Here is a 23,369-nt window from a genome sequence, read left to right as displayed (position 1 = left end):
GAAGAGGAAGATATACCCTATGGCCACGAAGGCAGAAACCGCGCGCAGCGGGCCGCTCAATGATGTTCGCGTGCTCGAGATGGGGCAATTGCTTGCAGGGCCATTCTGCGGGCAGCTGCTTGCCGATTTCGGCGCCGAGGTCATCAAGTGCGAGCAACCCGGCTCCGGCGATCCGCTACGGGTCTGGGGGCAGGAAAAGCCCTATGGGAAATCGCTCTGGTGGCCGGTCGTCGCGCGCAACAAGAAGTCGCTGACGCTGAACCTGCGCACCGAGGAGGGGCAGGAGATCGTGCGCGAGCTGATCCGCTCAACCGATATCCTGATCGAGAACTTCCGCCCCGGCACGATGGAGCGCTGGAACCTCGGCTATGAAGATCTGAAGAAGATCAATCCGCGCCTGATCATGGTGCGCGTCACCGGCTTCGGCCAGAGCGGACCATATTCCAAGCGCGCAGGCTATGGCGCGATTGGCGAAGCGATGGGCGGGTTGCGCTACGTCGTCGGCGATCCCTCGACGCCGCCGAGCCGCATGGGCATCTCGATCGGCGACGAACTCGCGGCGGTCTATGCCTGCATGGGCGCACTGATGGCTCTGCACGCGCGTGAGCGGACCGGGCAGGGCCAGGTCGTCGATAGCGCGATCTACGAGGCGGTTCTGGCGATGATGGAAAGCACGGTCAGCGAATATGATGTCGCAGGCTACGTGCGTCAGCGCACGGGCGCGACCCTGCCGAATGTCTCGCCTTCGAACGTCTTCGAGACCCGCGACGACAAGTTGCTGCTGATCGCGGCCAACCAGGACACGGTGTTCCGCAGATTGGCGGCCGCGATGGGACAGCCCGAGCTCGCCGAGGACGAGCGCTACGCGACCCACTCGGCGCGCGGCAAGAACATGCGTGCGCTCGACGGCAAGATCAACGAATGGACCAAGACACTCGATCTCAAGCCGCTTGAGGAGTTGCTGCACGAACATGGTGTGCCCTGCGGTCTGATCTACAGCGCGGCCGAAATGATCGACGATCCGCATTTTCAGGCGCGCGAGGCGATCGTGGAGCTGCCGCATCGCGATTTCGGCTCGATCAAGATGCAAAACGTCGCGCCACGCCTGTCCGACACCCCCGGCGAGATCCGCCATGTCGGGCCGGAACTGGGAGAGCACACGGAGGAAATTCTGGGAGGTGAGCTTGGCATGAGCTCCGACCGTATCGCGGAGCTGCGCGAGGCGGGGATCGTCTGAGCTTTTCGTTCGGCGCGTGCCGTGGAGGAGCAGCGCGCGTCGGGCATTGATGGCATTTCGCCAGACAAAAGGCCGGCAAAGAGGTCGGTATTCATTGGGAGGACTATCATGAAATCATACGCAATTGCTGCGATGCTCGTCGGCAGCGCGCTGATCGGCACCACTGGACAGGCGATGGCCGAAAAGACCCTGCGCGCGACCGTTCAGGTGTCGGTCGATCATCCGATCGGAGCGAACCTCGTGACCTTCAAGGACGAGGTTGAGAAGCTCTCTGGCGGCGATATCAAGGTCGAGATCTATGATAGCGCGCAGCTCTTCAAAGGGAGCGAGGTCCCGAAAGCAGTGGCGAGCGGCGCGATCGACATGGGCGTCGTGCTGGCGGACGAGTATTCCGGCACCGTCCCCGCCGCCGGCATCTTCAGCGAGCCCTTCCTGTTCCCGAGCTATGATGTGCTCGCCAAGGCGGCCGAGCCCGACAGCCCGGTGCGCAAGACCTTCGACGAGCTGATCGGCAAGACCGGGACGAAGGTTCTCTGGTGGCAGGATTACGGCCCGGTCCAGATTCTCTCGAAGGACGAGCCGATCCGCACCCCCGCCGACATGAAGGGCAAACTGGTGCGCGCTCTGGGCAAGCCCTCGGGTGACTTCATCGAGGCTGTGGGTGGCACACCGGTTGTGATGGGCGGCTCCGAGCAGTTCATGGCCTATCAGCGCGGCACCGTCGATATCGGCATGAGCGGCACGACCGCCACAAAATCGCGCAAGCTCTATGAAGTGATGAACAACGTTACAATGACGAACCACGCGCTGGCCGAGTTCATCGTTGTCATCAATCCCGATGTCTACGCTTCGCTGAGCGACGAGGAGAAGGGCTGGGTCGATCAGGCCGCGCATGATGCCGAGATGTCGATGCGGGCCAATACCCGGCAGGAGAACGAGGATGCCGCGAAATGGCTGCAAGAAAGCGGCAACGCGACGGTGACCGACCTGACCGACGATGAGATGGAGCAGTGGCGCAAGGCTTCGGCCCCGGCGATCGATATCTATATCAAAGATGCGGGCGATGTCGGCCAGAAGTTGGTTGACGAAGTTCGCGCGCTCTACTGATCGCGGCTCCGCGCCATTATGGATGAGCATATTCCTCAGCGGTCGGAGGCCCCTTCGGGGGGCTCCGGTTCCCCGGGCGGTCCGCGCGCCTTGCGGGCCGTCGACGCTGTTTCCTCCATCGCAGCGTGGGGGGCTGATATCACCATCGTCGCGATCTGCTGCATGGTCAGCTACGAGGCGCTCGCGCGCTATGTTCTGCACGCGCCGACGCGCTGGACGGCGGATGTCGCGACGACACTGATGCTGTGGCTGACCTTCATCGCGATGGCGCAAAGCCTGCGCCATCGGCGGATGATCCGGATCACCGCGCTGATCGCAAATCGCAGCCCCAATGTCGCTCGACTGGTGGAGCTGTTCTCGCTGGTCGTAATTGGCGGCTTCTCCGTCATGGCGGTCTGGCTCTGCTGGGGCGAGTTGATTGAAAGCTTCGAGATGGGGCGACGAACGGCGAGCATGCTGCAGATGCCGCAATGGATCGTGGAGGCGCCCGTCGTCGTGGGCTACGCATTGCTCGCGCTGCAGGCCTTCGCGGATGCAGCCCGGCTCTGGATGCGGCCGCCGCCCGAGTTCAGCCATGCTGAAGATCCGGAATTTCACGAAGACGAGGGGCAGGGCGCATGATCCCGGTTATGATTATCCTCGGCCTGATCGCGTTGCTGCTGACAGGGCTGCCGGTGGCTTTCGGCCTCGCCACCTTCGGCACGCTTCTGATCGTGCTCAAGGGGCTGCCGCTTGCGCTGATCCCCGCGAACCTTTTCGGCGGAGTAAATGACTTTGTCCTGCTCGCGGTGCCGCTGTTCCTGCTGATGTCCAACATCCTGCTGCGCGGCGGGGTAGGGCGCGATCTGTTCGTGGCGCTGCAAAGCTGGGTGGGCCATCTGCCCGGAGGGCTCGGCATCGCGGCGCTTCTATCCTGCGGTGTCTTCGCGGCGATCTCGGGCAGTTCGGTGACCACCGCCGCGACCGTCGGCACCGTCGCGATCCCGGAGATGACCAATCGCGGCTACGGCAAATCCTTCACGCTGGGGCTGCTTGCGGCGGGCGGTACACTGGGCATCCTGATCCCTCCCTCGATCCCGCTGATCGTCTACGGGGTGATCGCCGAGGAAAGCATCGGCAAACTTTTTCTCGCCGGGATCGGTCCGGGCCTCGCCCTGATCGTCGTCTTCGGTATCTACGCGGTGTTCGCCTCCACCATCGGTTCGCGCGCGAGCGCCACGCCGAAAGCTACCTGGCCCGAGCGCTTCCGGGCGAGCCGCCGGGCCATGCCGACCGCGATCCTTGCGGTGATCATGCTGGGCGGCATCTACTCCGGCGCTTTCACGCCCACCGAAGCCTCGGGCATCGGCGCCTCGGTCGCGCTGCTGATCACGGTGCTGCAACGCTCGCTTAGCTGGAAGGGCTTCCTTGCCGCGGTGCGGGATTCCGTCATGACGACCTCGGTGATCTTCCTGATCGTCATCGGCGCGAAGATCTTCGGTCGCGCGATCACCCTCTACCAGATCCCCGCGCAGGTCGCGCATATGTTCGAGATCGCCGGAGACAACCGTTGGGTCTTTCTGCTGATCGTGTCTATCATCCTGCTCTTTGTCGGGCTGTTCCTCGAGAGCATGTCGATGCTGCTGATCATGGTGCCGGTGTTCCTGCCGACCGTGATCGGGCTGGGGATCGATCCGGTCTGGTTCGGCGTCTATTTCGTCCTGCTGATCGAAATCGCGCTGATCACGCCGCCGGTCGGGCTCAATCTCTTCGTCATACAGGCGATCGCGAAAACCGGGATCGGCACGGTGATCAAGGGGGTGACGCCCTTCGTGTTGCTCATGCTGCTCGTCGCGGTGACGATGTGCCTGCTGCCCGGCCTCGCGCTTTTCATACCGTTTCGCTTGTGACCGGGTCGGGCGGTGCGACATATTGCGGGGCCGCGACCGAAGCGTGGCCCGGACGCTCCGCCCGCGCGGGGCCGCGGGCGTGGCGCGGGATTTGTCGGGGTCGGGGAGGGCTGCGACAGTCTCGCGAAGACAGATGGTCAGGGAGAGACCAGAGGGAGGAGAATATGCGTCTTGGATTTTCACAGGATAGGCCCGCCGGATGATTGAACCTGTCATCGTGGTGATTGCCTTGATCGGCCTGATCGGCATCGGCGCGCCGATCTTTCTCGCATTGGGCGCCAGCGGGCTGCTCGGGCTTTGGATGGCGCGTGGATCGCTCGCCTTCTTCTTCGCGCCGACCTCGTTTTTCGGCCAGCTCAATTCGTTCGAACTGATCGCGCTGCCGTTGTTCATCCTAATGGGCAACTTGCTGGGTGCGACGCCTGTGGGCAAGAACCTGTTCAAGGCGGCGGCGCTGTGGCTGCAATGGCTACGCGGCGGGCTGGCGATCGCGACCGTGGGTGCGTCTGCGATCTTCGGCGCGGTGTCCGGGGTTTCCGTCGCGGGTGTCGCGGCAGTGGGCTCCATCGCAGTGCCGCAGATGCTGGAGCGCGGCTATTCTCGCGGTCTCGCGGCTGGTTCGGTCGCCTCGTCGGGTGCGCTTGCGATGCTGATCCCGCCCTCGGTGCCCTTCATTATCTACGGCGCGGTGTCGGGCGTCTCGGTCGGCTCGCTCTTCATCGGGGGTATCCTGCCCGGGATCGCGTTGGCGGCGGCGCTGTCGCTCTACATCTATATCCGCGTGCGACTGAAGCCCGAGCAAGCCCCGCGCGAGGAAGGTCCCGCCCCGTCGATGGGAGAGAAGTTTCGCTCGCTCGCCGGTATCTGGCACGCTTTGCTGCTGGTCGCGATCGTGCTGGGCTCGATCTATTCCGGCATCGCGACCCCATCCGAGGCCGCGGCCTTCGGGGCGTTGGGAGCGTTTCTCATCGCGGTTCTGGTGTTCCGCGCGCTGACATGGCGCAGCTTCGCGCTGATCCTGTCCTCCTCGGTCAAGGTTTCCTGCACGATCCTGCTGATCATCGGCTGCGCGAAGATTTTCGGCGATTACCTCAATCTCGTGCGGGTGCCCGAGATCGTGGCGGAGAGCCTGACCTCGACCAGCCTGCCGAACTGGGGGATCCTCGTGATCCTGATGCTGGCGCTGATCCTGCTGGGGATGCTGGTCGACGCGGTGTCGCTGATCGTGGTGACGACGCCGATCCTGCTGCCGCTGATCCAGACCTTGGGATACGACCCGCTCTGGTTCGGGATCATTCTGGTGATGAACCTCGAGATCGCGGTGGTCACGCCGCCGGTGGGGCTCAACCTCTACGCGCTGCGCGGGGTGTGTCCGATGCTCAGTGTCGAAGAAATCGTCCGCTCCATCGTGCCCTTCGTCGCGGTGCAATTCGTGATGCTGATGATCTTCGTGCTGTTTCCCGGGATCAGCCTCTGGCTGCCAAGCCTGCTGTGACCGGATCGTTGCTGCAAATTCAAAGGGAGGAGAACCTAAAATGACGCAGACAAGACGCAATTTCCTGAAAAGCGGGGCCGCACTCATGGGAGGGAGCGCGGTTCTGGGGATGGCTGGCAGTCCGGCCTTCGCGAGCACTACGCTGACGGGCGTGAGCTACCTTCCGCCAAGCTACAAGGCGCTGGCCTACGGCTCGGCGGGTTTCGTCGAGCGGCTCAGCAAGAGCGATGCCGTCACGGTCGATTACTACGACAGCGCGAAGCTGCTGAAGGCCGACGAGCAGCTGCCTGCCCTGCGCGCCGGCACGATCGACTTCATGTTCCATACCACGAGCTACATCACACGTTCGGTGCCGATCCTCGGTGTGACCGGTCTGCCTGGCGTGGTAGAAGAGCTTTATGAGAATCCCGACCGGCTGAAGAAAGGCAGTCCGCTGTTCGACCTGATCAACGAGCAGCTGGCGAAGGAAGACCTCTACATGGTCTCGATGATGGGCAACATCCTGCAGCCGGAATACATCTGGTCGAGCTCGGACGCCCCAGTCCGCTCGATTGCCGACGTGAAGGGCAAGAAGGTCCGCGTCGTCAGTTTCGAGGGCACGAAGGTCATCGAGAACTTCGGTGGCGCGGCAGTGCGTATCCCTTCCTCGGAACTCTATCTGGGTCTGCAGCGCGGCACAGTCGACGCAGCAGTCGCCAACATCTCGACGATCATCGGCCGCTCGCTGCAAGAGCAGCTGCACCAAGTCTACAAGCTGCCGATTACCGGCTTTGGGATCGGTCTCTTCGTCACGCCGAAGCGCTGGGAGGCGATGGATGCCGACGCCAAGGCCGCGTTCGAAGCCGCCGCAGACTGGTTCGACGAGAACGGCGCGAAGGAGGCCAATGACGTCATCTACAAGGATGAATACTGGCCGATGATCGAGAAGGCTGGGATTGAGGTGATCGAGCCGTCGGAGGAAGATCTGCAAGCTCTGAACAAGGCGGCCGAAGAGGTGCGCGCGGCTTGGATCGACGAGGTCGGCAAGGACCTTGGCGAGCGCGCCATCGCGCTTGCGACCGGTCGGGCGAGCTAAAGGGAGGGCGCCGTGAGGACGATTTTCAACCGTATCGTGCGGGGCACGCGGTTCCTCGGCCAGCTGGTTCTGGTCTTCATGGTTCTGACGATCTGCTACGATGCGATGATGCGATACATCTTCGCGGCGCCGACGTCCTGGTCTCTCGAGATCAACACGTTCCTGATCGTCTATGTCGCCGTTCTGGTGGCTGCGGACGTTCAGCGAACGGATAGCCATATCCGGATCACCTTCTTCGTCGAGACTGCGCGCCCCTTGGTGAAACGAGGTTCGCAGGCGATCATCGCGCTGGCGGGAATGGCGTTTGCGGGGATCATGACATGGCGGGGCTTCCTGATGGCCTTTCAGGCTTGGGATTACGGCGAGCGGGTCTCGTCGAGCTTCGGCACGCCGATGGTGATCCCCTACGCGCTGCTGCCGCTCGGTTTCGGGACGCTGACGTTGCAGTTCCTTTTCGACTTGCTCGACGCGACAATCTGGCCGGATAGGGATATCGGCACCGGTCAGCAAGACCTCCAATAGCGCGTGACCATCAAGCGCCAAGACGACCCTCGCTTCGGTATCTGAAAGACCCTTGGTTGACCTCTGGGTAAAGCCCCTCTTTTCGTGACGGTTGGTGAACCGACTTCGAACTCAACGCTCATCCTCGTTGATCGCGCGATCTGCAGGCAGTTCATACCATCAGCTCATCTTTCGCTGCGCTGTCGATCTGCGAGGCGATGAACGATCGTGGTTTGCTGTCTGAGGCCGAGGTCGTCGGCGTGCTCGAAGATGCGGCCACAAGTCGTGAACACGCGGCTGCCGCATCTCTCGCAGGGGAGGTGTATCTGGCCACGGCAGAGCTGATCCGCGCAATCGTCGGAGGCGGAAATCCCGTGCGCAGGCTTTGATCGGGATTTAGGGTTCTTTCGAGAGCCGGAGTTGGCGCAACAACGCGAATAGATCTGCCCTTTAGATATTCCTGATACCGGTTCTTCTCAGGAGGTGAGGCTCCGCAAATGGGGGGGCATTCGAGCGAGGATATCTAGGGCAAGCTTTGCCTAGTCGAAACCCGTGGTCTTTCGCCATTGACTGGGCCGCGAGAATGAATCGGATATCGGATCGAGAGGCGCGTCAGGAGTTCGGGGTCCGGACCGGAGATTGCACCAGGTCTCAGATTCCTCGGCGCCTGACCATCGTAAATTGGGTCCCCGGTCCCCACATAGATCACACCGGCGACAAGCATCTCGGTCCGACATGGACCAAGAATTGACGTCGGTCGATAAAAGGATCGATGACATGTCCTTCAAGGACCTGACTACTCGGGCCGCAGCGGCGCTGAAGCCAACGCCCGAGAAGACTGCCAAGCCTTCTGCCGAGAAGAGCGAGCCTAAGGCCGCCAGCAAGGAAGCGCCGGCGAAATCCAAGACTTCTTAAGACCTGCGCAGACCCGCGCCCCGGCCCTGGCAAGGGCGCGGGTCATTCGCTCATGATGTGAGAGGATTAGGCCAGTGGAAGAACTTACACGCAAGACCGTCGCGGTTTTTTCCCGCCCGTTCAACATTCCGGGGTTTGCCGAGACACTCCCGGCGGGAGAGTATGAGATCGAGACGGAGCTGGTCTCGCCTCCGGATCGGAAGGACCCCGAAACCTGGAAAGCTTCCGTCATGGTGAAGCTTCATCCCAGAGCCACACATCCCGGATTGGTAAGGACGCTGACCGTTTCCCTGGCCGATCTCGATCACGCGCGTGCCAGAGACAAGCTTACGGGCCGTGCCCTGTCGGACTTTTTCGTGGAAGAGATGCTTTCGGATCCGATGGTGCGCCTCGTGATGGAAGCCGATGGTGTCTCGGAGGCGCATCTGCGCCATCTCTACTCGGTATTCCGATCGCCTGATCCTGATCTATCCAGACTGGAGCCCCTGCCGGCTCCCGAAAGACGGCGCTACGAAGCCTCCATTCTGGCCGCCGAAAACGAAGGGATGCCGACGAGTCCCGAAACACGACCGAGAAATTAGCGGCTTAGCGAGGCGTCTGGCTGCCCCCTTGCTAGCCGACATGGCTGTGGGCGTGGCTGCCACTCTTATCTGACCGTATTGGAGCGTCATTTGGCCTGCCTCGACATTCTTCACACAACGACCTACCGATACCGGGGAGACGTCTCTCTCGGGCCGCACAGGTTGATGCTGCGCCCGCGCGAGACGCGAGAATTGCGGCTGCTCTCGCACGCGCTCTCCATTACGCCCACGGCGCACATAACATGGGCGCATGATGTGGCGGGCAACGCCATCGCCACTGCCGTGTTCGACGGTCAGACTGATCATCTGGCAATCGAAAGCCGTGCGACGGTGGAATTGACGGCGTCGGCCTGGCCGGTCTTTGCTATCGCTTCCTCGGCAGCCCAGTATCCTTTTCTCTACGCCGCGGACGACTGGACGGACTTGGGGGCGCTGACCACCCCGCAATACCAAGACCCCAAAGGCCGCCTTTCCCACTGGGTCGAGGGCTTCGTCATGGCGCGTCCGACCGACACATTGTCTCTGTTGAAGGACATCAGCACCGGGGTGTTCACGCAGGTATCCTACCAGAGCCGGGACGACGAGGGCACCCAGTCGCCGACCGAAACCCTCGACCGAGGCTGGGGATCGTGCCGCGACTTCGCGGTCCTGCTTGCCGAGGCCGTCCGCCATCTCGGTTTCGGAGCCCGCATCGTCTCGGGATATCTCTTCAATCCCGAAATGAACCTTGTGGGATCGGCTGGCTCAGGGGCGACCCACGCATGGGTCGAGATATTCGTCCCCGGCGCCGGATGGATCGCATTCGACCCGACAAATCGCAGCGTCGGGTCGCAGAACCTGATACCGGTCGCGGTCGGTCGAGGCATCCATCAGGTCTCACCGATTTCGGGCAGCTTCTCAGGATTTGGCAACGCGCTCTATGATCTCTCTGTTGAGGTCTCCGTTCAAAACGGGCGCGCCGCCGTGCCCGTGGCGGAGGAGGCAAGTTTCGACGACCTGCCAAGGCGTTAATCAGGTGATGGGTGCTTTGCGCGTTCAGTCGCGATGAAAGTCGATATTTCCGAATTCCTTCCGGGTGCGCTTTTTGACCGCTTGAATACAATCGTCTGGCACGTCGCAGGTGAAGCCGCCTGATCCGCTAATAGTCACGAAGCCATCCCGTGCGCGTCCTTCAAACCGGAAGATCGTTTTTTCTGCGCCAGTCACAAAAACGCCTTGGCCGGGCTGAATTGCATCTTCCATTTTCAATCTCCCTCTCGTTTCCGCCCTCAGGCAGCTAATGAAACGAACCGCCACACTCCTGCAAAGAGCCTCAACCTTTGCGGTGCGGATTGACATGGTCGCACCGGGGAGGCTCGCGGGTCAAGAAAGCAGCAATAACTCAATAACCCCTGACATGCTCTCCTGAAACGTCCTCGTTTTGAGACGAGCCTGTTTCCCTAACGAGGAGAGGCGAGTTGGGCTTACGGCTGCTTCATTGCCGCAATGACACGCGTCTGCAATTCTGAGGGCAGGGTGTCTATCGCGCGTGCAATGGCAACGAGGTCCTGTCGTGCGGCATGCAGCTGGTCAAGGAGCGACATCACGATCGCCAACGCCGTTTCGTCGAGGTCAAGATCATGGGAAAGATCGCATAATAGCTCCAACCGCGCGATGTCGATGCGGCGGAAAATATAACCCGTTTCGCCCTTTGCCGGCCGAACGAGTTCGCCTTCGATAAAGCTCAAAAGCTGACTTCTTGTGAGCCGGGTGACGTTGGAGATCACGTCCTCTTCGGAAAACCTGTCCGTCATGCGCTGGCCCTCTTCATCAAATCAACACGCGGATCGAAGCGATGTGTCTTGCGCCACTCGGTGAGGAAATTGCGCAGATCCTCGTCAATGCTGGGTGGTGTCACGATCTTCAGCTCAACCCGCTGATCACCCTTGGTTTTGCGCTTCGCGTTGGCGATGCCACGTCCACGCAAACGTAAGACCTGGCCCGAATTCGCGCCTGCTGGGATCGTGAGCCCGACGGGGCCGTCAATGGTCGGCGTGGTGACTTTGCCGCCGAGAACGGCTTCTTCGATAGTGATGGGGAGCGTTACCAGGATATCATCGCCGTCTCGGTCGAACACCGGATGAGCCCCCGCCAGGACGGTGATCAACGCATCCCCCGCAGGAGCACCGCCATAGCCAGGCGCCCCCTTGCCGCGCAACCGAAGTGTCTGGCCGTCTTCAGTGCCCCGTGGGATCTTGACTGTCAGGCTTTGCCCATCGGGCAGCGTGATGTGGGTTTCCGCTCCGCGCGCAGCATCCAGAAACGGCACGTTGAGCGAATAGCGCGCGTCGGCGCCGCGCGCGGAAAAACCACGGTCGCCGAAGTCGCCAGCGCCAGACCGTCCGCGATTGCGCAATATGTCAGCGAAGATATCTGCCGGATCGACATCCGGTCCAAACCCGCGCTGTCGATGATAGCCGTTGTCGGATGAGCCCGAGAAATCACGGTAATACTGGCGCTGCGGACGTTCTGCACCGAGGCCATCGATTTCTCCGGCGTCGTAGCGCGCACGGGTTTCGGGATCTTTCAGGATGTCGTAAGCGGCCGATATCGCCTTGAACCGCGCTTCGGCTCCTGCGTCATCCGGGTGCAAATCAGGATGGCTTGTTCGCACAAGTTTGCGATACGCCTTCTTGATTTCGTCAGCTGTGGCCGCCTTGGTCAGGCCAAGGACTTTGTATGGATCATCGGGCATCCAGGTTTCCTGTTCGGCGAGCGATGCATCGTAAGTACAGAGCGCGTGCGGAAATGGGTTCACTTGTCGTTGGATGCCACGAGAAGAGGTCTTAGGTCCGTGATCCACGTCAATGTCGAAGTGCCGTGTGCTGAGCGGTGTGGGGTCAAACGGAGGCGAACCCACGGCAAACGCGGCGAGCGAGGAGGCTGCCACCCATGAGGGAATCTTGACCCAAAGCCAGCATCAAGACGTCTCAATAAGCATTCAGGAAAATGGTTCGTGCTGAACGTCGACTGATCAGCCCCGTCTCTTGGGGAGCGGCCATCAGGTAGGTTCACTCGGGGAGCGGGGAAATCAGTTAACTCGGTGCGGCTGTTTATTTCGTCACAGCCTGTTTTGCGCCGGCTTTGACAGGGGTCGGATTTGTCGGCGCACGACGAAAACCGACGCCTTTCCGGAAGCCTTTCTTGGCGGGCTGGCTCAGGAAATCCTTGAGGTCGAGTTGTTTCTTTTGAGGGGAATAGCCCATGATCGTTCTCCGCGTAGACAGGTGAATTTTGAACCCGCCCGCACATCCTGATCCGCAATGCCGGATGGGTGGTTCTACAGATGTTTCGAACCTGGACTGCGCAAAGGTATTCGAGCAGAGAAGACTCTCGCCCCATGGGCGCGTTCGCGGACCGGAAGACGCCGGTCCGCGAACGGTTTTATCAGGCGAGTTCGAGATCCTTGGCGGATTCCCGACCATCGCGGCCGGTTTCGATCTCGAAGGTCACTTTCTGACCGTCGTCGATCTGGGAAAGGCCCGCCCGTTCGAGCGCGCTGATGTGCAGGAACACGTCCTTGCGACCGTTCTCGGGTTGGATAAAGCCGAAGCCTTTGCCGGGGTTGAACCATTTCACGGTGCCATTGGCCATCGTGTTGTCTCCTCGTTTGGAAATCTGCCCGCAGGATGCGGCAGGTCGGCCGGTCAGATCGAAAAGCAAACTGAGGCCGATGAAGGAGACAGGGTGCGGTCGGAATAACGAAGCTCCCTATAGATGGGGCGGGCGGGTGGCGATACAAGGTGCAACCGAGAAATGAGATGAGAAATGCGTCTCTCAACCCAGATGCGCATTCGGGGGGAGGGCGGGCGGCCTTGCTTGAAATCGAGAAACGCCTCGACCTGCGCGCTTACTTCGGCGGCGGGAGGCCCGCACGGTATCACCAGGGAGCAGGCGCCCGTGCCCTTGCTCCAGACTTTGTCCCCAGTATCCACGATCGGCAGGGTCAGCTTGCGGTGAAGGGAATACGCCGTCGAAAAGTTTCGATCACATAGCCTGCGGCCTTGGCACTTCGCGCGGCGGGCCCCGTTACGGACGGGGTGCCGCAGGGGCGAACCGGTCAGGCCGCAAGGGCACGAGCCGCTGGTTCACATGGCACGAAGCCGGCGGTGCCCGCGGCACCGAGGAAGGCGCTGCGCGCATCGCCCACGGAACCCAGGCAGTCCATCGCGGCCTCGATGCGTCCGATCGCATGGTCTTGCGCGGAGTCGGCGACGGGCCACTTCTTGCGAAGCCAGTAATGCACCTGTTCGATGGTGCTGAAGTTCTTAACGTCGCCTTCGGGCGACACGACGAGAGAGATGGGTTTGCCCCAGTAAATTTCGATCATGTTTCGTATCTTTCCAAGAGTGCGTGAAGGGACCAGTCTGACTGGTCGCGCGATCACGGAGGCACGGTGCGGGCGAGGCCTGCGCCATGCGGTGAATTGGGTCGACGCGCGGTATTGCGCGCCAGATGTCTTTCCGTTCGGATCGTGACGCGTCAGCGTCAACGCGCGCGGTTCACGATCCGGCACTTTCGATGTGCGAAGCTCGCGGCGAACCCGCAAGGGGTGGAATATGTGCTATCGACCAGAGCCCGCGAGGCATGGTTGCTGAGAGGCTGGTCTGCTCGAACGGCGTCACGGCGCTATGGGCCGGGTGAGGCTCCTTTTCCTTATGCCGCCTTCGAAAACGCGCGGCCCGACAAAGCTCAAGATCGTCGCTGAGCCGGAAGGAACAGGGTCCGAGAATTAAGATATGCAAGTTCACAGATAAGCGATCGGCGCCGCGATTGCGAGGAAATTGCAGTGCGCGCCCGCGTTTTCGCACAACAGATTGATTGTGCCCGATATTAATCGGCTTTCGTCAGGGCGAGGCCGGGTAGCGCGATGGAGTGCCGCGCATTTCCTTTGCTTAATGGGTCAAACTGGCGTAGACAGATCGAGCTACGTTATTCCCTTCTGCAACCTGTCTCCCTACTTGGCTTCAGTCTGCCTTTTTGAATTGACTGAGCCGGGCTGTCGCATTCCGCGGACCGCAATATTTGAGGAGACATCACGATGGCCAATGGCACCGTGAAGTGGTTCAACCAGACCAAAGGCTTCGGCTTTATCGAAGCGAAGACCGGTGGGCGTGACATTTTCGTCCACATTTCGGCCCTCGAGCGCGCGGGCCTCTCGCAGCTCGATGACGGACAGGCCGTCACCTATGAGATCGAAACCGGACGCGACGGGCGTGAGTCTGCCTGCGATCTGGCGCTCGGCTGAACGCAAAGGTTCCATATCCGGCCCGGTGGGCCGGATTTCGCAACCAAGGAGGGCATATGCCCCGCAATTACAATGTGGACGGCTTTTTCCGTGATCTGCCCAAGAAAGCCACGACGGCTCAGGACAAGACGGATGCTGCAGTGCGCCTCATCCGTGACGATGACGCCGAGAAAAGAGCGGAGCTGACCGCGACCTTGCGCGCGGCGCGCATGGAGCGGGATGCGGACGAAAGTGCCGCGGCAGAGGCTCCGCGCGGGAAGAAGCCGCGACGCTGACCGGATATTTCGGTCATCCACAGGAATTTCCCGAGTATCTCTCGGGGATTAAATGGAGGGCCGAAATATGGCTGTCGAAGAAATGCCTGCGGGCAAGAAGTCCCAGACGAAGGACCACGCGCATTCCAAGGGCCATGCAGCCCTTGCTTGGCACCACTTCTTCCGGAGTTTGTCCGAAGAAAAGATATCGGACGAGCGCAGCGCCCTGTCGGGCGGTGTTCAGGAATAGTCTTCCCTGGAAATAGGGACCGGAGTTCCTGGCAAGAGGGCTGAGCGATGTGAGGTTTCACAAGAACTTAACGATGCTCGCCTCACGACTTGTCGGGAGGCAAAGTGGCGGGAGGAAACTCCTGCCGCTTCGCTTTCTTAGCGATAGGTTTCTGCCGTCAGAATTCTAATACGAGAACCGGATAGAGCGATCCGACGAGCAGAGCGGCCATCGTGAAATTGAAGACCCGCAAGCGGAACGGGTTCGACAACCAGCGCCGAACGACCGTTCCGCTCAAGAGCGATATCGACTTGCCAAATCCGATCGTCGCGGATCCGCAGTGCCTCGGGCAATTGCTGTCGAACCTGTTGGGCAATGCAGTGACGCATGGCGACCGGAGCCAGCCGATCCAGGTGCGGGGCTTTGAAAGAAGCGGCGAATTGTTCCTCTCGGTCAATAACCGAGGCGCGCCGATCCCAGATGCGGTTCGGGCTTCGCTGTTCCAGCACTTTTCGCGACCCGGAAAGCAGAGCAGCCTGCAGGGATTGGGGCTCGGTCTTTACATCGCGGCCGAAATCGCGCGCGCCCACGATGGAGAGTTGACCGTCGAGTCCAGCGCTTCAGCCGACACGACCTTCAAACTGCGGATGCCGTCTCAGGCGCAATAGAGGATATTGAGAGTTTTTCGTCAGGTGACGGCCGCGGCGAGTTCGCCGGGGCTGATCGGTTTTGACACAAAAGCACTGCGCTTGGGCAGGTCTAATGTTTCGGGCGCTGAATGCCCCGACATGATGATGATCTGGCACGCGGAAAACCTGCGCCGCACCTCATGCGCGAGTCCCACTCCGTCCATTTTGCCTGGCATATCGATATCGGTAATTAGCAGGTCAATCTCATGCCGTGCTTCGAGCAGGTTGAGTGCAGCATCAGCGGAGTTCGCCTCGATCACATCGTAGCCCAGTTCTTCGAGCCCGAGAACGAGATCCATTCTTATGATGGCCTCGTCCTCGACGACGAGCACCTTGATTGCGTCATTGCGCATCGCTTCACCTTGGTGCCTGAGGAAGAGGTGCGCTTTGCCAAGACACAAGGACAACACGCCACAGCGAGAGAGCATCTGGCATACAGAATACGTTGGCCAACGCTGTCGCACATGAGAGGTTCCCTTGCGAATTTAATATTTATCTATTCTCGGTGCGTGTCGCGTCAGTCACGGTCAATACGGCGGAGGCGGTCCGGGACGTCACGGGGCGCTCGGCAACAAATGCGGCAGTCGTGTCGAGATCGGCGCAAATCCGCGAGATGATCCGCGATCAGAGCCCGGTCCGTGGCGCTTGGAGCTTGGCTTCGCCCGTTGGGGATGGCTTTGAAGACTTGCCGCGAAATAGGGTGCTCGCTTTCTAGTATCCGATAAAACGGCTGCTGGTCAGCGCGCGCCCTCGCGAGCGTCTAAAGTGGCCAGACGATCAGTAGCAGCGGCAAGCTTACGGCCACGACGATCATCTCGAGCGGCAGTCCAAGCTTCCAGTAGTCGCCGAAGCGAAAGCCGCCCGACCCGAGGATGAGAGTGTTGTTCTGATGCCCGATCGGCGTGAGGAAAGCACAAGATGCCCCGATCGCCACCGCCATCAGGAAACTGTCGGGGTTCACGTCGAGCGAAGCGGCGATGCCCAGGGCAACTGGGCTCAGCACCGCTGCAGTGGCCGCATTGTTCATCAAATCCGATAGGAACATCGTGGTGACCAGAATTGCCGCCAGAGCCGCGATGGCGTTCCCGCGTGCGATCGTCTCGACCAGAAAACGCGCCAGAACATCTGCCGCACCAGTTGTCTGCATCGCGCCGGCCACCGGGATAAGCGATCCCAGCAGGACGATGACTGGCCAGTCGATGGCTTTGTAGACCTGCCCGGGCGGCACGGTTCGCAGGAGCATCGAGCCCAGAACCCCCAACGTAAAGGCCACGGATGCCGGCAGCAGGCCGAAGGTGGCAATGCCGATAGAGCCAAGCAAGAGCGCGCTGGCGATGATCGCCATTCGCGCGTTGGGAAGATGCAATTCCCGCTCTCCCAGAGGCGCGCAGCCGGTCTCGTTCATGAAATCGGCCATGATCTCGGCGGGCCCCTGCATCATCAGCAGATCGCCGGGCTTCAGCTTCAGCGTCCGCAGCCGCGTCCGCGGGGGGCGTCCTTCCCGTGAGACGGCCAGAAGATTGAGGCCGTAGCGCGTCCGCAGCCGCAGGTCTGTCGCGGACTGCCCGACGATCGTGGAGCCCGGAAGCACCGCGAATTCGCGCAACACGATATCCTCGTCGCGGTCCGAAGGCTTCGTCGCTGCAGCGGTGTCCTCGGCGAAAGTGTTGCTCTCGGCTTCGTCGTTTTCGGTCTGTGGCGTCGTCTCTCCGGCTTTCCTTTCCGCTCGTGCCGACCCGCTCTCTTCCTCTTCCAGCGTGATGCCGAAGGCCGACAATACTTCGCCCAGCTCTTGAGCTTCGGCCTCCAGGATCAGAACGTCGTCCGCCTGTATGCGCCGTCCGCCATGTGGCGCGGTCATCCGCACGTCGTTGCGGATTAGGCCGATGATCTGCGCGCCGCTTTTTTCAATCCCGCGTTCGAACTTGCGCAGGGTCAGTCCCACGGCCTTGCTTTTATCGGGCACCCGAACCTCGGTCAGATAGCTGCCGGTGTCGAAGCCTGCCGTGCTCATCGGTTTGCGCGCAGGCACGATGCGCCATCCGAGAAGCGCGATGAACGCCACGCCGACGACGGCGACCGCCACACCTACGGGGGCATAGTCGAACATACCGAACTGCCCCAATCCGGCTTCGGCGCGAAAACCCGAGACGATCAGGTTGGGCGGTGTGCCGACCAGCGTGGTCATGCCGCCAAGGATCGTGCCAAAGGCCAGGGGCATCAGCATCTGCCCGGGTGTCAGGTCCAGCCGCCCGGCGAGCCGGATCGCGACCGGCATGAGAAGCGCCAGCGCTCCGACGTTGTTCATGAAGCCAGAAAGAACAGCCGAAAGGGCTATGAGCGCCGTCATGCTGGTCAGACGCTTTGCCTCGGAAGGTAGAATTGCCCCCGCAAGCCAGTCTACCGCCCCGGTATTTTGTAACCCCTGACTTAGTATCAGAACGCAGGCCACCGTGATCACGGCAGGATGACCAAATCCTGCAAACGCCGCATCGGCCGGAACCAACCCGGTCAAGACGCAGGCCATCAGCGAAGCCAAGGCAACCAGGTCGTGGCGAAGCCTCCCCCACAAGAACAGCGCGAGGGTTCCGGCCAGAATCGCAAACAAGGTGATTTGTGGCGCTGTCATCATGCGATCCTTGGTCGTGAGGTCCGCTGCTATGATGGCAGGAACCACATACCTTCGATACGCACCAGATGGAATTTCGCACGCATTTATCTTGCCTTGCCAGAGCGAAGGTCGGAGTTCTTTGCTCTTTTTTCGCTGATCGCCAGACGACCTGGTCCCCGGTCCATCCGCTCTGATGAACCTCTAAAGCCAACTCATGGCACGTGTCAGTTCGCACCGCGGATGCCAACTAAGATACCGACTTTCGTTTTTTCGCATCAGCCAGATCTGGCTTTTTTCGCACCGTGCGGATGCGTGGCCCGGCTGAAATTGTTGATGGGTTCCTCGGGTGCCGTGTTCTTCAGGGTGATCTCGAAAAGAGCGCGCGCGACGCTGGGGCAAATTCCGCTCAGAACCGGAAGATCACCGTAGAAAACAAGCGCTACCTATGCGGCACTCTGTGGAGCGATTTCGCGCGCGCAGCTGGCGGCGCCGTTCGATGGCGCGACGGTTGTCGTCACTCATCGTGCCCCGCATCCGGCCGCGCTCCCCCCAGAAGCTCCGCTCCCTTGGTGCTACGCGAGCGATCTCACCGATATCATTCGCCAATATCAGCCGGCCGAGTGGTATTTCGGGCATACGCATTACCCGACGGAAATCATGGTCGGGAAAACGCGTATCGTGAACGTGTCAGCCGGATATCCGTCGTAGAACGTAGGCGGCGCAGTGGATGGCCAAGCCTGTGCGCGCTGCCTACGCCTGTCTCAGTCGAGTGGCGAGAATGCTGCGGGCTGCAGGAAGATGCTTTCCTGATGCACGAGATAGGGGAGGATTTTGGGCACGAAACCTTGCCATTCCGGGTCCGCGCCCAGCTTGGCCCGTTGTGCGCTGCGGTGGCCGTAATCCTCATAGGCCCAGAGGAAAGTGACAGCGTTCAGCACGCCGCTGTCGCTAATCCAGCATCCAGCCAGCTTCGCGTATTGGGTGATGATGTGCAGGCCCTCGGCCTCATAAAGCTTCAGGAACTCGGGCGCTTTCCCGGGCGTGATGCGATAGGTGCGTTGTTCGTAGATCATGTTGGGCTCCGGCATGAAGGGCAGAAAATCGCAGGCGCTGGCGCGACCTGACGGGCCGAAGCTACGACCAAATCCTGGGCTTTCGCAACATATAAGTCGTCAAGTGACGAAAACAGATTTTGCCTTCCTGCGGAATGGGCTAATGTAAAAGGCTCAAGTCATTGCGTCCGGCGCCAGAATGAACAACAAGGGGTGCCAAGGGGAAAAGGTGCAGACCAAGCCGAAAATGACTGAAGGTTCGTCCAAAACGAACGGCGCCGGAAGCAAGCCCGGTTCGCCGCAGGGGACTGTGCGGATGCCGTTCAACGAGCGCCGTGCTCAGATTCTGGACGTCGCTACTGAATTCTTCGCCGAGAATGGGCTGGCGGGGCAAACGCGTCAGCTGGCGGAGAAATGCGGTATCTCCCAGCGCCTTCTCTATCGCTTCTTTCCGACCAAGGAAGACCTGCTCAAAGAGGTCTATAACCGAGAGATTCTTGGCGCCTTCAAGGCCGTCTGGTTCGTGGAGCTTCAGGATCGATCGCAGCCCGTTTCCAAGCGCCTCGATGCGTTCTATCGCGACTATCTTCAGTCCACCTTGACGCGCAAGTGGTTGCGATTGTTCCTTTATGCCTCCCTGGCTGAGGCGAATATGGCGCCTGACTACATCGCAGCGATCGTCATGCAGTTGCTGGAGACGGTGATGCGTGAGGTGGCTCATGAGCGCGGCGTGGAGCTGCCGGAAGATCCCGCATTGCTCCGCGAAATGGCGTGGACGCTGCATGGTGCGATCTCTCACTATGCGATTCGGCGTCATATCTATCAAAGCAGCCTGTCACTCACCGAAGATCAGGTGGTTTCGATGCATGTTCGTGTGTTCCTCGCGGGATTCGAGGACATGGTCGAGGTGTGCAGCGGCCGCTGAGCGCTGCAATTAGCTCCATTTTTGTCGCAATTTCGTCTGCGGAGGGCTCCGCGGGTGCTGAAAACTTGTGCGATTTCCGTTGCGGAAAGGGAATCTTCAACTTTTCGTTTGTCGTCAGTTGACGAATAAATAAATCGCCAATAGCGTCATTCCTCACAAACAAGACCAACAGGGACGGCTTGCTGTGGATCGGGCCTTGATCGGGCTCGGCTGAGGCGGCCACGCATAAGGAATCGAATGATGCTCAAGGATAAGACGCGCCGTCTCGGGCGCCGGGATTTCCTCCGTTACTCGGCAGCTGGCGCCGGCGCGCTCATGGCGCCGGGTCTGGTTCGTCCGGCAAAAGCCGAAACGGCCGCGCTGACGATGCATACGTGGTCGGCCGCGGTTGACACCGTGCAGAGCCACCTCAGCGCCTTCACCAAGGAAACCGGGATTCCCGTCAATTACGGCAATTCGCCCTGGGCCCAATACCGCGAGGGCATGGTCGCGAAATTCGTCGGCGGCGCTCCTCTCGACGCCATGTGGGTCTCGGATTCCTGGCTCCCCGAATGGGCCGAAGCCGGCTGGATCGCCCCGGTCGACGAGTTCGACAGCCTGATGAAATACAATGCCGAGGCCGAGGACTTCTGCACCGACTCGATGACCTACGGCGGTCGCCAATATGGCCTGACCTATTACACCGACTACATGGCGTTTCTCTATGACGAGGCGAAGCTCAAGGAAGCTGGGTTCGACGCCCCGCCGTCGAGCTGGGATGAACTGGTCGAGCAGTCGCTCGTGATGAAAGAGAAGGGCATTGCCGACTACCCGATGATGCTGGCAATGGCGCAGGAAAGCTGGCTGATCGAGTTCATCTCGACGCTGGTCTATTCGCATGGCGGGCGTCTGGTCGACGACAACGGTATGGCCGTGATGCAAGACCCGAAAGAAGGGGCCGTCGAGGCGCTGAGCTGGGTCGTCGATGCGGTCAACAAGCACAAGATCGTCTCGCCCGCCTGTGTCGAGACCGGCGAGCTGGCCGGTCTGAAAGCCTTTGCGGCGGGCAACCATGCTTTCGCGATGGTTGCGAAATACCGTCTGCGGATGCTCAACGACCCTGAACAGTCGCAGATCGCCGGCCACGTGAAGCAGGCGATGATGCCGCAGGGCGCCAACGGCTCTCACGCGACGGTCGGTTGGATGCGTTTCCACGGCATGTCGGCGCAGGCTGCGCAGGACAAGGCCCGCGCCGAGAATGCCGCGAAGCTGATCGAATGGTTCGGCGGCAAGGCGGACGGCGCCTACACGTTCCAGAAGCTCCTGTTCCTCGATATCGGGGCCGGGTTCGGCGTCAAGCCGCTGTTCGAGGATCCCGAGATCCGCGCGGCCTACGATTCCTACGGCGATGTCGACATGATCCAGGCTCAGCAGGCGCTCGCACGCAAGAAGGACACGGTCACCCCGTGGTTCGGCGAGTGGAACGACACCAATGGTTCGGCCTGGCAATCGGCGATCCTCGGCAATGTCGACGCCGCCGGCGCGGTCCAGAAATCCGCCGATCTCTGGAACGAGCTGAAAGACAGCTACTGAACAAGCGTGGCGGGCCTTTTTGAAAGGCCCGCCGACGAGCGGGCAGGGCAACGGGAGAGCATGACGTGGCGAATGCAATGACACAGGCGACACGCCCGAGATGGCGGTTGGGATACGAGGAGCGCAGCGCGATGCTGTTTCTTGCTCCGGTTATGGCCGTGCTGGGCGCGGTCGCGGTCTTCCCGATCGCCTATTCGCTTTACATCAGCTTCTTCAGCATGAAGCTGACGCGTCCGAACCGGACCCCCTTCGTCGGGCTGAAGAACTATACCGATCTCTTGGGCGACGAAGCTTTCTGGGGTGCGGTCTGGCGCACGGTGAGTTTCTCGCTCGTTTCGGTCACCGCGATTGCCCTCATCGCGCTGCTTGTCTCGCTGCTGCTGAACCAGGAATTCCGCGGTCGCCGTATCCTCTCCACGATCCTGCTGGTGCCGTGGGCGATCCCCTATGTCGCGAATGCGCTGATGTGGAAATGGATCTACGATTCCAGCTATGGTGCGCTGAACGGTCTGCTCTACCAGCTCGATTTCATCGACAAATACATGGTCTGGCTGGGGGATCAGGACAAAACGCTGTTCCTGATCGCCAATGCCTTCGTGTGGAAGGAAGTGCCGCTAGCGACAATCCTTCTGCTGGTCTCGCTCAAGTCGATCCCGTCCGATCTCTATGCGGCAGCGCGCGTCGACGGTGCGACGGTCTGGCAGCGCTTCGTGCATGTCACCCTGCCGGCGATGAAGCCCGGCTTCATGCTGGTAATGATCTACGAGACGATGATGGCCATCCGCCATTTCGATCTGTTCTTCATCCTGACCGAGGGCGGGCCCGGCAGCGCCTCGCATGTGCTCTCCTGGCACATCTATGTCGAGACCTTCCGCAACCTGTCCTTCGGGAGCGGTGCTGCGATGTCCTACCTCCTCGCAATCGCGACTTTCGCACTCTCCTACCTCTTCATCCGAACGCTGGGGCGCAAGATCTGACATGAGCGATATGCCTATCACCCCGCCTGTCGACACGATCGACTACCGCCGCCGCCAGAAAATCGGGCGCATCGTCCAGCGCTTGGTGATCTTTGCCTCCGCGATCGTCGTGGCGGCCTACGTGCTCGCGCCCGTGTCCTGGCTTGTCTCTTCGGCCTTCCAGACCGAGACGGAGATCGTCTCGATACCGCCGCACTGGATTCCCGAAGAGCCCACCTTGCGCAATTTCGAGGCGATCTTCACCGCCGGAAACGATGAGCCCGTCACCTACGACACGCGCTCGGGCACCGATCCGGCCGCGGGCGATTTCATCCCCTCGACCGCCGAGAACCTTTTGCCGTCGATGGCCAACAGCCTGATCGTCGCGACCTTGGTGGTGATCCTGAACCTGCTTGTCGGGGTCCCGGCCGCCTATGCCATCGCGAAGATCCGGTTCTGGGGGCGCAACGCTTCGGTCTACTTCATCCTGATCACGCGTGTGATCCCCGATATCGCGCTGGTCGTGCCGTTCTTTCTGGTGATCCGGAAGCTCGGGATGCTCGATACGCTTGGATCGCTGGTGATCACCTATCTCGCGATCACGGTGCCCTTCACGGTCTTCATCCTCATCCAGTATTTCGAGGGCCTTCCAGACGAGTTGGACAAAGCCGCGCGGGTCGATGGCTGTTCGCGGTTCCAGGCGCTGATCAAGGTGTTCCTGCCGCTTTCGATGCCCTCGCTCGTCGCCGTGGTGCTCTTTACCTTCCTCACCAGCTGGAACGAGTTCCTGCTCGCGCTGATGTTCACGCAGACCTCTGCGTCGCAAACGCTGCCGATCCTGCTGGCCTCGTTCACCTCAGATTTCACGGTGAGCTTCTCCTTCCTCAACGCCGCGGGCGTCCTGGCGGTCGTGCCGCCGGTGATCGTCGCCATCGTCTTCGAACGCTACATCGTTTCCGGTCTGACCGCCGGGGCTGTCAAAGGTTAGAAAGGA

Annotated in this window: 28 protein-coding genes and 1 pseudogene; 19 read left to right on the top strand and 10 right to left on the bottom strand. The window is 60.8% G+C overall.

What is annotated here, in order from left to right; all coding sequences use genetic code 11:
• Positions 1–19: 19 nt before the first annotated feature.
• The 11 genes from B6V76_RS08500 (at position 20) to B6V76_RS08450 (ending at position 9,811) form a co-directional block, all read left to right on the top strand.
• Positions 20–1,237: a CoA transferase gene (locus B6V76_RS08500; protein WP_088724518.1), complete on the top strand. Its 1,218-nt coding sequence runs from the start codon at positions 20–22 to the stop codon at positions 1,235–1,237.
• Positions 1,238–1,345: 108 nt separating this feature from the next.
• Positions 1,346–2,344 carry a TRAP transporter substrate-binding protein DctP gene (gene dctP, locus B6V76_RS08495; RefSeq protein WP_088727181.1) on the top strand — a complete coding sequence of 333 codons (999 nt, stop codon included), beginning with the start codon at positions 1,346–1,348 and terminating at the stop codon, positions 2,342–2,344.
• Positions 2,345–2,434: 90 nt separating this feature from the next.
• Positions 2,435–2,965, top strand: a complete 531-nt coding sequence (locus B6V76_RS08490; RefSeq protein WP_240496929.1) for a TRAP transporter small permease — start codon at positions 2,435–2,437, stop codon at positions 2,963–2,965.
• A complete protein-coding gene (locus B6V76_RS08485; protein ID WP_199224708.1) occupies positions 2,962–4,233 on the top strand; it encodes a TRAP transporter large permease in 1,272 nt (423 codons plus the stop codon). Before B6V76_RS08490 ends, B6V76_RS08485 begins: the two co-directional genes overlap by 4 nt.
• Positions 4,234–4,432: 199 nt before the next feature.
• The gene (locus tag B6V76_RS08480) at positions 4,433–5,728 is read left to right on the top strand and encodes a TRAP transporter large permease subunit (RefSeq protein ID WP_088719272.1); all 1,296 of its coding nucleotides are present in this window, start codon (positions 4,433–4,435) and stop codon (positions 5,726–5,728) included.
• Between the two features lie 40 nt (positions 5,729–5,768).
• Complete coding sequence (gene dctP / locus B6V76_RS08475; protein WP_088727180.1) at positions 5,769–6,803, top strand: TRAP transporter substrate-binding protein DctP; 1,035 nt, start codon at positions 5,769–5,771, stop codon at positions 6,801–6,803.
• Positions 6,804–6,815: 12 nt separating this feature from the next.
• Positions 6,816–7,325, top strand: coding sequence for a TRAP transporter small permease (locus B6V76_RS08470; protein ID WP_199224707.1), 510 nt, complete (start codon positions 6,816–6,818; stop codon positions 7,323–7,325).
• Positions 7,326–7,522: 197 nt separating this feature from the next.
• The gene (locus B6V76_RS19910) at positions 7,523–7,693 is read left to right on the top strand and encodes a hypothetical protein (RefSeq protein ID WP_088724523.1); all 171 of its coding nucleotides are present in this window, start codon (positions 7,523–7,525) and stop codon (positions 7,691–7,693) included.
• A gap of 388 nt (positions 7,694–8,081) precedes the next feature.
• Entirely contained in the window at positions 8,082–8,219 is a 138-nt protein-coding gene (locus B6V76_RS19905) for a hypothetical protein (RefSeq protein ID WP_166504570.1), read from the top strand.
• A gap of 74 nt (positions 8,220–8,293) precedes the next feature.
• Positions 8,294–8,800, top strand: coding sequence for a hypothetical protein (locus B6V76_RS08455; RefSeq protein ID WP_078540095.1), 507 nt, complete (start codon positions 8,294–8,296; stop codon positions 8,798–8,800).
• 90 nt (positions 8,801–8,890) lie between these two features.
• Positions 8,891–9,811: a transglutaminase family protein gene (locus B6V76_RS08450; protein WP_088727178.1), complete on the top strand. Its 921-nt coding sequence runs from the start codon at positions 8,891–8,893 to the stop codon at positions 9,809–9,811.
• 24 nt (positions 9,812–9,835) lie between these two features.
• On the opposite strand, the gene B6V76_RS08445 is transcribed toward B6V76_RS08450, so the two are convergent.
• From B6V76_RS08445 to B6V76_RS08425, 6 genes are all read right to left on the bottom strand, one after another.
• Positions 9,836–10,042 (bottom strand): hypothetical protein, encoded by a 207-nt coding sequence (locus tag B6V76_RS08445; RefSeq protein WP_088727177.1) that lies wholly within the window; start codon positions 10,040–10,042, stop codon positions 9,836–9,838.
• Positions 10,043–10,263: 221 nt separating this feature from the next.
• Positions 10,264–10,593: a chaperone modulator CbpM gene (locus B6V76_RS08440; RefSeq protein ID WP_088727176.1), complete on the bottom strand. Its 330-nt coding sequence runs from the start codon at positions 10,591–10,593 to the stop codon at positions 10,264–10,266.
• Positions 10,590–11,534: a J domain-containing protein gene (locus B6V76_RS08435; RefSeq protein ID WP_088727175.1), complete on the bottom strand. Its 945-nt coding sequence runs from the start codon at positions 11,532–11,534 to the stop codon at positions 10,590–10,592. The genes B6V76_RS08440 and B6V76_RS08435 overlap by 4 nt, the downstream gene beginning before the upstream one ends.
• Positions 11,535–11,892: 358 nt before the next feature.
• Positions 11,893–12,045, bottom strand: coding sequence for a hypothetical protein (locus tag B6V76_RS19900; protein WP_157771556.1), 153 nt, complete (start codon positions 12,043–12,045; stop codon positions 11,893–11,895).
• Positions 12,046–12,226: 181 nt separating this feature from the next.
• On the bottom strand, positions 12,227–12,433 hold the full coding sequence (locus tag B6V76_RS08430) for a cold-shock protein (protein WP_075777126.1): 207 nt from the start codon (positions 12,431–12,433) through the stop codon (positions 12,227–12,229).
• Between the two features lie 466 nt (positions 12,434–12,899).
• Positions 12,900–13,169: a DUF982 domain-containing protein gene (locus tag B6V76_RS08425; RefSeq protein ID WP_088727174.1), complete on the bottom strand. Its 270-nt coding sequence runs from the start codon at positions 13,167–13,169 to the stop codon at positions 12,900–12,902.
• A 711-nt stretch (positions 13,170–13,880) separates the two neighbouring features.
• Here B6V76_RS08425 and B6V76_RS08420 point away from each other — a divergent pair.
• From B6V76_RS08420 to B6V76_RS19895, 3 genes are all read left to right on the top strand, one after another.
• The gene (locus tag B6V76_RS08420; RefSeq protein ID WP_075777127.1) at positions 13,881–14,087 is read left to right on the top strand and encodes a cold-shock protein; all 207 of its coding nucleotides are present in this window, start codon (positions 13,881–13,883) and stop codon (positions 14,085–14,087) included.
• A gap of 56 nt (positions 14,088–14,143) precedes the next feature.
• Positions 14,144–14,362: a hypothetical protein gene (locus B6V76_RS08415; RefSeq protein WP_075777128.1), complete on the top strand. Its 219-nt coding sequence runs from the start codon at positions 14,144–14,146 to the stop codon at positions 14,360–14,362.
• Positions 14,363–14,429: 67 nt separating this feature from the next.
• Positions 14,430–14,591, top strand: a complete 162-nt coding sequence (locus B6V76_RS19895) for a hypothetical protein (RefSeq protein ID WP_166504569.1) — start codon at positions 14,430–14,432, stop codon at positions 14,589–14,591.
• 157 nt (positions 14,592–14,748) lie between these two features.
• On the opposite strand, the pseudogene B6V76_RS20150 reads toward B6V76_RS19895, so the two are convergent.
• Positions 14,749–14,862 (bottom strand): annotated as a pseudogene (locus B6V76_RS20150) (LysE family translocator); the annotation flags it as partial.
• Between B6V76_RS20150 and B6V76_RS08410 the strand changes: the two are divergent.
• A complete protein-coding gene (locus B6V76_RS08410) occupies positions 14,810–15,238 on the top strand; it encodes an ATP-binding protein (RefSeq protein WP_276206134.1) in 429 nt (142 codons plus the stop codon). The pseudogene B6V76_RS20150 and the gene B6V76_RS08410 sit on opposite strands and share 53 nt — an antisense overlap.
• Before the next feature lie 20 nt (positions 15,239–15,258).
• Here the strand turns inward: B6V76_RS08410 and B6V76_RS08405 are convergent, their stop codons facing one another.
• The 3 genes from B6V76_RS08405 to B6V76_RS08395 all read right to left on the bottom strand — a co-directional run bounded on the left by B6V76_RS08405 (position 15,259) and on the right by B6V76_RS08395 (position 18,943).
• Positions 15,259–15,612: a response regulator gene (locus B6V76_RS08405; RefSeq protein ID WP_088722197.1), complete on the bottom strand. Its 354-nt coding sequence runs from the start codon at positions 15,610–15,612 to the stop codon at positions 15,259–15,261.
• Between the two features lie 407 nt (positions 15,613–16,019).
• The gene (locus B6V76_RS08400) at positions 16,020–17,936 is read right to left on the bottom strand and encodes an SLC13 family permease (protein WP_240497828.1); all 1,917 of its coding nucleotides are present in this window, start codon (positions 17,934–17,936) and stop codon (positions 16,020–16,022) included.
• Positions 17,937–18,631: 695 nt separating this feature from the next.
• Complete coding sequence (locus B6V76_RS08395; RefSeq protein WP_075777132.1) at positions 18,632–18,943, bottom strand: NIPSNAP family protein; 312 nt, start codon at positions 18,941–18,943, stop codon at positions 18,632–18,634.
• Positions 18,944–19,121: 178 nt separating this feature from the next.
• Here B6V76_RS08395 and B6V76_RS08390 point away from each other — a divergent pair, with 178 nt between their 5' ends.
• From B6V76_RS08390 to B6V76_RS08375, 4 genes are all read left to right on the top strand, one after another.
• A complete protein-coding gene (locus B6V76_RS08390; protein ID WP_206184191.1) occupies positions 19,122–19,847 on the top strand; it encodes a TetR/AcrR family transcriptional regulator in 726 nt (241 codons plus the stop codon).
• 237 nt (positions 19,848–20,084) lie between these two features.
• A complete protein-coding gene (locus B6V76_RS08385; RefSeq protein WP_206184190.1) occupies positions 20,085–21,419 on the top strand; it encodes an extracellular solute-binding protein in 1,335 nt (444 codons plus the stop codon).
• Between the two features lie 131 nt (positions 21,420–21,550).
• Positions 21,551–22,396 (top strand): sugar ABC transporter permease, encoded by an 846-nt coding sequence (locus tag B6V76_RS08380; protein WP_206184189.1) that lies wholly within the window; start codon positions 21,551–21,553, stop codon positions 22,394–22,396.
• A gap of 1 nt (position 22,397) precedes the next feature.
• Complete coding sequence (locus B6V76_RS08375; RefSeq protein WP_206184188.1) at positions 22,398–23,363, top strand: carbohydrate ABC transporter permease; 966 nt, start codon at positions 22,398–22,400, stop codon at positions 23,361–23,363.
• Positions 23,364–23,369: the final 6 nt, after the last annotated feature.

The organism is Thioclava sp. IC9, from assembly GCF_002213225.1.
In the GTDB taxonomy this organism is placed as follows: domain Bacteria; phylum Pseudomonadota; class Alphaproteobacteria; order Rhodobacterales; family Rhodobacteraceae; genus Thioclava; species Thioclava nitratireducens.
Note: the sequence above shows the minus strand (reverse complement) of the source record. Positions and strands in the feature narration are given on the sequence as shown.